The 10,366-nt window shown below is 68.0% G+C and carries 10 protein-coding genes and 1 pseudogene; 7 read left to right on the forward strand and 4 right to left on the reverse strand.

Annotated elements, in window-relative coordinates; translation table 11 throughout:
* Window positions 1-140: 140 nt before the first annotated feature.
* Complete coding sequence (locus G3N92_RS25855; RefSeq protein WP_206130434.1) at window positions 141-608, reverse strand: methylated-DNA--[protein]-cysteine S-methyltransferase; 468 nt, start codon at window positions 606-608, stop codon at window positions 141-143.
* A gap of 48 nt (window positions 609-656) precedes the next feature.
* Window positions 657-1,874, reverse strand: coding sequence for a tRNA epoxyqueuosine(34) reductase QueG (queG, locus tag G3N92_RS25860; RefSeq protein WP_206130435.1), 1,218 nt, complete (start codon window positions 1,872-1,874; stop codon window positions 657-659).
* Between the two features lie 17 nt (window positions 1,875-1,891).
* Between queG and tsaE the strand changes: the two genes are divergently transcribed.
* Both tsaE and G3N92_RS25870 read left to right on the forward strand, forming a co-directional pair.
* A complete protein-coding gene (tsaE, locus tag G3N92_RS25865) occupies window positions 1,892-2,446 on the forward strand; it encodes a tRNA (adenosine(37)-N6)-threonylcarbamoyltransferase complex ATPase subunit type 1 TsaE (RefSeq protein WP_206130436.1) in 555 nt (184 codons plus the stop codon).
* Complete coding sequence (locus G3N92_RS25870; protein ID WP_206130437.1) at window positions 2,428-3,963, forward strand: N-acetylmuramoyl-L-alanine amidase; 1,536 nt, start codon at window positions 2,428-2,430, stop codon at window positions 3,961-3,963. The genes tsaE and G3N92_RS25870 overlap by 19 nt, the downstream gene beginning before the upstream one ends.
* 77 nt (window positions 3,964-4,040) lie before the next feature.
* Here G3N92_RS25870 and G3N92_RS25875 read toward each other — a convergent pair whose 3' ends face one another.
* Window positions 4,041-4,913 carry an EamA family transporter gene (locus G3N92_RS25875; RefSeq protein ID WP_206130443.1) on the reverse strand — a complete coding sequence of 291 codons (873 nt, stop codon included), beginning with the start codon at window positions 4,911-4,913 and terminating at the stop codon, window positions 4,041-4,043.
* A gap of 126 nt (window positions 4,914-5,039) precedes the next feature.
* Here G3N92_RS25875 and G3N92_RS25880 point away from each other — a divergent pair, with 126 nt between their 5' ends.
* Window positions 5,040-5,924: a pirin family protein gene (locus tag G3N92_RS25880; RefSeq protein WP_206130438.1), complete on the forward strand. Its 885-nt coding sequence runs from the start codon at window positions 5,040-5,042 to the stop codon at window positions 5,922-5,924.
* 52 nt (window positions 5,925-5,976) lie between these two features.
* Complete coding sequence (gene trxA, locus G3N92_RS25885) at window positions 5,977-6,825, forward strand: thioredoxin (RefSeq protein WP_206130439.1); 849 nt, start codon at window positions 5,977-5,979, stop codon at window positions 6,823-6,825.
* 211 nt (window positions 6,826-7,036) lie between these two features.
* Here the strand turns inward: trxA and G3N92_RS25890 are convergent, their stop codons facing one another.
* Window positions 7,037-7,903 carry a tRNA threonylcarbamoyladenosine dehydratase gene (locus G3N92_RS25890; protein WP_206130440.1) on the reverse strand — a complete coding sequence of 289 codons (867 nt, stop codon included), beginning with the start codon at window positions 7,901-7,903 and terminating at the stop codon, window positions 7,037-7,039.
* 146 nt (window positions 7,904-8,049) lie between these two features.
* Between G3N92_RS25890 and pdxH the strand changes: the two genes are divergently transcribed.
* The 3 genes and pseudogenes from pdxH to G3N92_RS35100 all read left to right on the forward strand — a co-directional run.
* The gene (gene pdxH / locus G3N92_RS25895; RefSeq protein WP_206130441.1) at window positions 8,050-8,694 is read left to right on the forward strand and encodes a pyridoxamine 5'-phosphate oxidase; all 645 of its coding nucleotides are present in this window, start codon (window positions 8,050-8,052) and stop codon (window positions 8,692-8,694) included.
* Between the two features lie 131 nt (window positions 8,695-8,825).
* Window positions 8,826-10,046, forward strand: coding sequence for a cyclopropane-fatty-acyl-phospholipid synthase family protein (locus G3N92_RS25900; RefSeq protein ID WP_206130442.1), 1,221 nt, complete (start codon window positions 8,826-8,828; stop codon window positions 10,044-10,046).
* Window positions 10,047-10,074: 28 nt separating this feature from the next.
* Window positions 10,075-10,366 (forward strand): annotated as a pseudogene (locus tag G3N92_RS35100) (DUF72 domain-containing protein); the annotation flags it as partial.

Below are 10,366 nucleotides of genomic sequence, written 5' to 3' on the forward strand. Positions count from 1 at the left end.
CCCGGGCGCCTTCGGCGTTTTGGCCACGCCGGCCTTGCGCGCCGCGCGCGGCTTTTTTCCGTCGGCCGCCGCCCCCGCACCGTCCTCGTTCGCCAACGCCGCAACGTCGCCCGCTTCCGTTTTCCCTGCCATCGATGCCATCAGTATTGAATCCCTTCGTGCGCGAGCAGCCAGCGCTTGACCTTCAGGTAATAGCCGTCGCCGTCGTGATTCGCGAATCCGCCGATGCCGCCGGCCGCAACGACGCGATGGCACGGAATCACGAGCGGAAACCAGTTCGCGCCGCAGGCCTGCCCGACCGCGCGCGGCGCGCTGCCGATGCGCTTCGCGATCTGCCCGTAAGTGGCGACGGTGCCGGGCGGCAGCTCGCCGATCGCCTGCCAGACACGCCGCTGGAATGCCGAACCGACCTCGGCCAGCGGCAGGTCGAAGCGCACCGACGCGCGCTCGAAATAGCGCGCCATCTGCTTCGCCGCGCGCCGTGCAAGCGCGTTGTCGGGTTCGACGCCGCGCATCGAGTCCGGCAGATAGACGATCTCGCGCACGCAGCCGCCTTCGGTGCGAATGCCGACCTTGCCGAACGGCGCGTCGATCACTGCATTGAACATGGCCTGCCTCCCGATGCCGCTTGCGCCGAAATCGTCACTGTACGCCGCCTACGCCGCCCGCAGCGCCCATTCGACGTGCTCGCGCACCAGCTCGGACGCATCGTCGGCGCGCGCGGCCAGCGCCGCGACGATCGCCGCGCGCGCGTCGCCCGCCAGTTGCCCGGCCGGCGCGCGCAGCGCGTTGCCAAGCCCCACCGCGAGATTGCGCAGCCAGCGCTCGTGGCCGATGCGCCGGATCGCGCTGCCCTGCATGCGCGCGTCGAATTCGGCGGCGCTCCACGCGAACAGCTCGGTCAGCGACGCGCGGTCGAGCCCATGCCGCACGTCGAAATCGGCAACCGGCGCGGCCTGCGCGAACTTGTTCCACGGGCACACCAGTTGGCAATCGTCGCAGCCGTACACGCGGTTGCCGATCAGCGGCCGCAACGGCTCGGGAATGCTGCCCTTCAATTCGATCGTCAGATACGAAATGCACAGCCGCGCATCGACGCGATACGGCTCGGTGATCGCGCCGGTCGGGCAGGCGTCGATGCAGCGCGTGCAGCTGCCGCAATGCGCGCCCGGCGTTTCGGGCGCGGCATCGGGGCGGGTTTGCGCGTCGGTGGGCAGCGGCACGTCCACGAAGATTTCGCCGAGAAAGAACAGCGAGCCGGCGTCGCGCTGCAGCAGCAGCGTGTGCTTGCCGCGCCAGCCGGTGCCGGCCTTCTGCGCGAGTTCGACTTCGAGCACCGGGGCCGAATCGGTGAACACGCGATAGCCGAACGGGCCGATTTCGTCCTCGATGCGATCGGCGAGCGTCTGCAAGCGATTGCGCAGCACCTTGTGATAATCGCGGCCGCGCGCGTAGATCGACACCACCGCGGCGGCCGGATCGTCGAGCCGCGCATGCTCGTGCGCGCGCCAGCCGCCCGCGCCGGACGCCGCGCCGGCGGCCACCGTGTCGGCCGGCAGATAGGCGAGACGGGCCGAAATCACACGTCGCGTACCGGCTACAAGTTCGGCCGGGCGCGCGCGTTTCATGCCGTGTTTCGCCATATAATCCATTTCGCCGTGGCAACCGGCTTCCAGCCAGGCGGCAAGCCCCGCCTCGGCATCCGAGAGATCGATATCGCTGATGCCGATCGCCCCGAAACCCAGTTCGCGGCCCCAGGCCTTGATGCGCAGTGCGAGCGCATCCAGCGCCGCCTCGTCGAGGCGGCACGGTGCAGCGCCCTCGCGTTGCGTCGAGGGCGCGTCCATCACGTCGAGTTCCGGTTTACGGTTCATCGCGCTATTTTACGAGAATGCCCGCGCAGCCCAGCCATCCGATCGCCGCGTCCGTCGCGTCCACCCCGCTCGCCGAGCGCGTTTTCGCGCTGCCCGACGAGGCCGCGACCGCCGCGTTCGGCACGCGCTTCGCGCACGCGATCGACGCGCTGCGCACGCAGCAGCGCGCGCAACAGGGCTTCGCCGGCCTGCAGATCCAGCTCGTCGGCGATCTCGGCGCCGGCAAGACCACGCTGGTGCGCGCCGTGCTGCGCGGCCTCGGCCACGCCGGCCGCGTGAAAAGCCCCACCTACACGCTCGTCGAGCCGTATGCGTTGCCGCGCGAAGATGGGGAACTCGCGGTGCATCATTTCGATCTCTACCGATTCAGTGATCCGGCCGAATGGGCGGACGCAGGCTTTCGCGAATATTTCAACGCCGGTGCGATCTGCCTCGTCGAATGGCCGCAGCAGGCGGGTACGCTGCTCGGCGTGCCGGATCTCGTGTTCGCGCTCGATGTCGACGGCGAAGGCCGCCGGCTCGCGGCGCGGGCCTACAGTGCTTCAGGAAACGCATGTCTCGAAAGATGTTGATCAAACCGTTCCGGTCGATCGAGTCGGCCGCCACCGTCACCCACAACTGGCGCCGCCGCAAGGTGTTGATGGCCGGCGCGTCCACGCTGGTGCTCGGGCTCGTCGCGCCGCGCATGGCGATGGCCTCGTCGGTGCTCGGCGTGCGGGTCTGGCCCGCGCGCGATTACACGCGCGTGACGATCGAATCCGATCAGCCGCTGCAGGCCGCGCAGCAACTGCTGCAAGGCCCGGATCGTCTCGTGGTCGATCTCGACGGCCTCGATCTCGATCAGGCGCTGCGCGACCTGGTGTCGAAGATCGCGCCGAACGATCCTCAGATCCAATCCGTGCGCGTCGGGCAATATCAGCCGCACGTGGTGCGCATGGTGTTCGATCTGAAAGGTTCGGTGAAGCCGCAGATGTTCACGCTGCCGCCCGTCGGCTCGTATCGCTACCGGCTGGTGTTCGACCTGTATCCGGCCGTCGCGCCCGATCCGCTGTCGGATCTGATCGCGCAGACCGAGCACAAGGAGCGCCAGCTCAACGACGACGTGCGCACCCAGCAGGCCCAGCAGGCGCAACCGCCGCAGGCCGCGCTGAACGGCCCCGGCACGCCGCCGGCCGGCTCGCACGACAACAGCGATGCCTTCTTCCAGCAGTTCGCGCAGAACACGCCGCAAGCCGCGCGGCCGTCGCCCGCCGCGCCGCCCTCGCCCGCCAAGCCGGCGATCAAGCCGCCGCCCGTGGTCGCGAAGAAGGATGACGACGACGACGGCATCCCCGACACCTACGCGTTCACCACGCCGAAGGGCGGCAAGAACGGCACGGTGCGCCTGCTCACGGTGGCGATCGATCCGGGCCACGGCGGCGAGGATCCGGGCGCGATCGGCGGCGGCGGCACTTACGAGAAGCACGTCGCGCTCGACATCGCCAAGAAGCTGCGCGCGAAGATCGACGGCGCGCCGAACATGCGCGCGATGATGACGCGCGACAACGATTTCTTCGTGCCGCTGAACGTGCGCGTGCAGAAGGCGCGGCGCGTGGGCGCCGATCTGTTCGTGTCGATCCACGCCGACGCGTTCACCACGCCGCAGGCGCACGGCTCGTCGGTGTTCGCGCTGTCCGATCACGGCGCGACGAGCGCGGCCGCGCGCTGGATGGCGAACAAGGAAAACTCGTCGGACAACATCGGCGGGATCAACGTGAAGACGCAGGACGTGTCGGTCAACCGCGCGCTGTTCGACATGTCGACCACGGCGCAGATCCGCGATTCGCTGCGTTACGGCAACTTCGTGCTGCGCGAGGTGGGCACCATCAACAAGCTGCACAAGGGCTCGGTCGAACAGGCCGGCTTCGCCGTGCTGAAGGCGCCCGACATTCCGTCGATCCTGGTGGAAACCGCGTTCATCAGCAATCCCGACGAAGAGCGCCGCCTGAACGACGACGCCTATCGCGAGCAGATGGCCGATGCGATCTTCCGCGGCATCAAACGCTATTTCGCGGCCAACCCGCCGCTGGCGAAGAGCCGGATGGCCTGAGCGCGCCCGCATCGCCGCAAACGAAAAGCCCCGCCTTCGAGCGGGGTTTTTCGTTACTTGCGCAGCAAATTACGGGATCAGGCCGTGCGGCGCACCAACCGCCCGCCGAACACGTTGACGACGAGCCCCGCCATCACGAGCGCCGCGCCGGCGAATTCGGCGGCGCTCATCTGCTCGCCGAGGAAAAAGGCCGACGAGGCGATGCCGACCACCGGCACCAGCAGCGAAAACGGCGCCACCTGGCCGGCCGGATAGCGCCCGAGCAGGCGGCCCCAGATGGCGTAGCCGAGCAGCGTGGCGATGAACGCCAGATAGACGATCGCGAAGATCGACGCGCCGGAGATCGACACCAGCGCCGTCTCGATGCGGGCCGGCCCCTCGAACGCGAGCGACAGCAGGAAGAACGGAATCGGCGGCACCACGCTGCCCCACACGACGAGCGGCACGAGCTCGACCTTGCCGATCTTCTTCGTGACGATGTTGCCGAGCGCCCAGATCGCGCCCGCGCAAAGCGTCAGCACGAAGCCGGCCAGCGTCATCGCGCCGCCGCTCTGCGCGGCGATGGCGGCCAGGCCCAGCGCCGCGATCACGAGGCCGATCAGGTTCCAGGCGCGCACGCGCTCGCCGAGGAACAGGCCGGCGAAGCCGAGCGTGAAGAACGCCTGCGACTGCAGCACGAGCGAGGCGAGCCCGGCCGGCATGCCGACGTACATCGCGGTGAACAGGAAGACGAACTGGCCGAGCAGGATCGTGCCGCCGTAGATCAGCAGCATGCGCCACGGAAGCTTCGGGCGCGGCACGAAGAACACCGCCGGCACCGCCGCCAGCGTGAAGCGCAGCGCGCCGAGCAGCATCGGCGGCACGCCGTGCAGCCCCACCTTGATCACGACGAAGTTGACGCCCCAGGCGACGATCACCACCAGCGCCAGCAACAGATCCTTCATGGCCATCATCGCGACGGTTCCTCCGTGATCGCATGGGCAAAAGGAAGCAGTCTACCGGCAGCCGCCGCTATGCGCGAACGTCGCCGAGGCCCGATACAATGAGCGGCCCCCATCCCGCGTCCCATTTCGACCATGAGCGAATCGATCAAAGCGGTCCTGAAGCCGCATGTCCGCGACATCGGCAACCTGCAGGTGCGCCGCACGCTGCCCGCGATGGCCGCGCGCCTCGTCGGCCCGTTCATCTTCTTCGACCACATGGGCCCGGCCGAGCTGCCGCCCGGCAGCGGCCTCGACGTGCGCCCGCATCCGCATATCGGCCTGGCCACCGTCACCTATCTGTTCGACGGCGCGATCCTGCATCGCGACAGCCTCGGCTCGCTGCAGACCATCGTGCCCGGCGACGTCAACTGGATGACGGCCGGCCGCGGCATCGTGCACTCGGAGCGCACGCCCGAGGCGATCCGCGCGAGCGGCCAGACGATCCACGGCATCCAGACCTGGGTGGCGCTGCCGATCGAGCACGAAACCACCGCGCCCTCGTTCGAGCATCATCCGGCCGCCTCGCTGCCGAAGCTGGAGCGCGACGGCGTCTCGCTGACGGTGATCGTCGGCGACGCGTTCGGCCTGCGCTCGCCGGCCACCACGTTCTCGCGCACGCTGTACGCGGCCGCCGACTTCGCGGCCGGCGCGACGCTCGCGCTCGACGCCGATCACGAGGAGCGCGGCGTCTACCTCGTCGAGGGCGACCTGACGATCGACGGCACGCCGCTCGACGCCGCCACCATGGCGGTGCTGACGCCGGGCGCCGCCGTCTCGCTGGCGAGCCAGGGCGGCGCGCGCGTGATGCTGCTCGGCGGCGCGAAGCTGGCCGGCGAACGCTTCATCGAATGGAATTTCGTGGCCAGCACGCGCGAGGCGATCGACCAGGCCAAGCGCGACTGGACCGCCCAGAAGATGGGCACGGTGCCCGGCGAGACGGACTGGATCCCGCTGCCCGAACGCAAGCCGCAGCATTGAAATCCGGGGCTTCGGCCCCAACTACGCGATATTTCCGACTCACGAGGACCTCATGGACACCACGCTCGCCACCTTCGAACGCGACGTCATCGAAGCATCGCTCGACGCACCGGTACTCGTCGATTTCTGGGCGCCCTGGTGCGGTCCCTGCAAGACGCTCGGCCCGATGCTCGAACGGCTCGAAGCCGATTACGCCGGGCGCTGGAAGCTCGTCAAGGTCAACGTCGACGAGAACCAGGAGCTGGCCGCGCACTTCCAGACGCGCAGCATCCCCCACGTGATCGCGTTCGCCGACGGCCGCGCCGTCGATCAGTTCGTGGGCGTGCTGCCGGAAGGCCAACTGCGCGAGTTCATCGACCGGCTGCTGCCGTCGGCCGAGGACGCCGAGCGCCGCGCCGCGCAGATCGCCATCGCCGAGGAACGCTATGAGGATGCCGTCAAGCATCTGCAGGCGGCCCTCGCGCTGAACCCGGGCGACGACGACATCCGTCTCGACCTGATCGAGCTGCTGCTCGCGGTGAACCGCGTCGAAGCCGCGCGCGACGAAGCCACCCGGCTCTCGCCGCAAACGGTGAACGGCGTCGATCCGCGCTATCAGGCGATCGTCACGCGCTTCGAAGCGATCGACGCCGCCGTCGAGCTGCCGCCCACCGATGCGCTCGAAGCGCGGATCGCCGCCGACGCGGGCGATCTGGACGCGCGCTTCGATCTGGCCCAGATGCTGATCGCGCACCGCCGCTACGAGGGCGCGCTCGAGCAACTGCTCGAAATCGTCCAGCGCGACCGCGCGTTCAAGGACGACGTGGGCCGCAAGACGATGGTGTCGGTGTTCGAACTGGCGTCCGACCAGCCGAACCTGGTCGCCGCGTGGCGCCGCAAGCTCAGCGCCGCGCTGTACTGATCGCCGGACGCATCGCCCCGAACCGGCGATGAAAAACGGGCGCGGGCCGCAAGGGCTCGCGCCCGTTTCGCTTTGGGCTGCCGAACAATCGGGAAATGACAAAAACGGCCGAAAAAGGTCCCGAAACCGCGAAATATTCAGTTCTGCACGACGAATTCGCGGAATTCGCGCGACGCCGTTGACATGCTTTCGAAATGCCTACACCGCAGCCTCACGCGCGCGCCGCGATCGCCCGCAACGCATGCGCCGCCGCCGCGAACCCGAAGCTGGCCGTCACGCACACGCTCGATCCGAAGCCCGCGCAATTGAGCCCGGCCGGCCCCGCCTGCGCCGTGTCCGCCGCGCCGTCCTCGCCGTCGATCATGTCGATCTCGCCGGCGGCGGCCTCGGGATAGATCAGCGGCTCGTCCGAATACACGGCGCTGACCTTGAACTTCGCCTTCGGCCCGCGCGGAAAGCCGTGCTGCTTGCGCAATTGCCCGCGCACCTTCGACAGCAAGGGATCCTGAATGGTCAGCGCCAGGTCGTCGATACGGATGCGCGTCGGGTCGAGCTGGCCGCCCGCGCCGCCCACCGTCACGAGCGGCTGGCCGCGCGCCACGCACCAGGCGATCAGCGCGACCTTGGTGCGCACGCTGTCGATCGCGTCGATCACGAAATCGAAGCCGCCGCCGAGCAGCGCCTCGAAGTTGTCCGGCTCGGCGAAATCCTCGATGCGATCGACGCGGCAGGCCGGATCGATCAGCGCGATCCGCTCGGCCATCGCGTCGACCTTGGCCTTGCCGTAATTGCCGTCGAGCGCGTGGATCTGGCGGTTGGTGTTGCTCTCGGCCACGTTGTCGAGATCGATCAGCGTGAGCCGCCCGATCGCGCTGCGCGCGAGCGCCTCGGCCGTCCACGAGCCCACCCCGCCGATGCCGATCACCGCGACGTGGGCGCGCTCGAACGCGGCCAGCGCGGCCGGGCCGTAAAGCCGGCCGATGCCGCCGAAGCGCCGCGCGCGGTCGGCGTCGCCAAGCTGATTTATTGGGCTCGGAGTAAGATCGTTCTGCGTGGCGACGGCGTCGATTCGGGACATACGTTAGGTAAGCGAAATGAAAGCGGAACAGCCGCGAAAGTGCCTATTTTGCCTGATCGACGCGATGCCGACCGGGCGCGGCACGCCAGCGCAGGAATTTGTTTCCTTGGCTATACTCGCCTCAGATTGAAGCGTTCGCATAAAAAATGTCCACTCTTGCCGACCTCCGCATCAACTATTCGCGCGCCTCGCTCGACGAAGCCGATGTCGCGCCCGATCCCGTCCGGCAATTCGACAAGTGGTTCAACGAAGCCCTCGACGCGCAACTCCCCGAACCGAACACCATGACGCTCGCCACCGTGAGCGCCGAAGGCCGCCCGTCCGCGCGCATCGTGCTGATCAAGGGCGTGGACGAGCACGGCTTCGTGTTCTTCACCAACTATGAAAGCCGCAAGGGCCGCGAGCTCGCGCACAACCCGAACGCCGCGCTGCTGTTCTACTGGATCGAGCTCGAGCGCCAGGTGCGCATCGAAGGCCGCATCGAAAAAACCAGCGCGGCACAGAGCGACGCCTACTTCGCGTCGCGTCCGGCCGGCTCGCGCATCGGCGCCTGGGCCTCGGAACAAAGCGCGGTCATCGCGAACCGCGGCGTGCTCGAAGCGCGCGAGCGCGAATTCGGCGAACGCTATGGCGAGAACCCGCCGCGCCCGCCGCACTGGGGCGGTTACCGGCTCGTGCCGGACGCCATCGAATTCTGGCAGGGCCGGCCCTCTCGGCTGCACGATCGGCTGCGCTACACGCGCGATGCGGCGTCGAACACGCCGTGGACGATCGAGCGCCTCTCGCCGTAACGCCACGCGCGCCGCACGTCGTCCCGCAGCGCCTCTCGTATTTTCGATTTGCATGACGGCCCGCCGCCTCGACGCGGCGAGCCGAAAAGATGGCTTGGCTGTATTCGTTTCAACAGACAACGGAGAATTCTATGTTCTGGGAAAAGAAGCTGGCACAGTGGGCAGACGAAGTACGAGAAAAGGCCAACCTTCCGGCGCGGCTGGTGCTCTGGAATGGCGACCAACACGATTTCGGCAGCTTCAGCGCGCCGGCCGTGACGCTGAAGGTGAACAACGCATCGGCGCTGCCGCTGCTGCTCGACCCGAGCCTCGACAATCTCGGCGAGGCGTACGTCAAGGGCAAGATCGACATCGAGGGCCGCCTGCCCGACATCATCAACATCGGCTATTCGCTCGCGCGCAGCACCGTCACCAACGCGAGCAAGCTGGCGCGCGTCACGCGTTACTTCACGCACACGAAGAACTCGGACAAAAAGGCGATCCAGTATCACTACGACGTCTCGAACGATTTCTACCAGCTCTGGCTCGACGAGAACATGCTGTACTCGTGCGCCTATTTCGAGAACGGCGACGAGGATCTGGCCACCGCGCAAATCAAGAAGATCGATCACATCCTGACCAAGATCCAGTTGCAGCCGGGCCAGCGCCTGCTCGACATCGGCTGCGGCTGGGGCGCGCTGGTGCTGCGCGCGGCGCAGAAGTTCGGTGCGCACTGCGTGGGCGTCACGCTCTCGCAGAACCAGTTCGATCTGGCCACCGAGCGCGTGCGCAAGGCCGGGCTCGAGAAGCAGATCGAGATCCGCCTGCAGGATTACCGCGACGTCGAAGGCCAGTTCGACCGGATCACGAGCGTCGGCATGTTCGAGCACGTCGGCCGCAAGAACCTGCCGGGCTACTTCACCAAGGTGCGCGAGCTGCTGGCCGACGACGGCGTGGCGATGAACCACGGCATCACCTCGTCGGACGCCGACAGCGGCGAAACCTCGCTCGGCGGCGGCGAGTTCATCGACCGCTACGTGTTCCCGGACGGCGAGCTGCCGCACGTGAGCCTCGCGCTCGAATCGGCGCAGCGCGGCGGCCTCGAAGTGGTTGACGTCGAAAGCCTGCGTCGGCACTATGCGCGCACGCTCGACATCTGGACCGAGAACTTCGAGGCGAAGGCCGATCAGGCCCGTCAGCTCGTCGACGACGAGAAGTTCCGAATCTGGCGTGTCTATCTCGCGGGCTGCGCCTACGCCTTCGAGAACGACGACGTGTCGATCTATCAGCTCGTCTGCCGCAAGGCCGGCCGCAGCGCGAAAACGCTGCCGTGGTCGCGGCGCTACATGTACGAGAACCCGCTGCCGCGCTGAGGCAGCCTGACGCAAACGACCACGATGCATGGGTGACGGCAGCACGCGGCGCGATACCGCGCGAACCACGAAGCAGGACGATTCGCCGGACGACGCCGCGCAGTTCGATCTGTTCGGCGAACCGCTGCCCGCGGCATCCGCCGGTCAACCCGCCGCCGGCGCACCCGCGCGCGCGCCGCGCAAGGCGGCCGGGCCTCGGCCTGCCTCGCTTCCCGTGTCGCCCCCCGCCGATTCCGACACCGTAGCGCCGGCTGGCGACGACATCGCTTCGCCTGCGGCAACAGACCCCGAGCCGGTCGCAGCACACGCCGCCTCCGCCT

Origin of the sequence: Burkholderia sp. Ac-20379, assembly GCF_017104645.1 — a bacterium.
Taxonomy (GTDB): Bacteria; Pseudomonadota; Gammaproteobacteria; order Burkholderiales; family Burkholderiaceae; genus Burkholderia.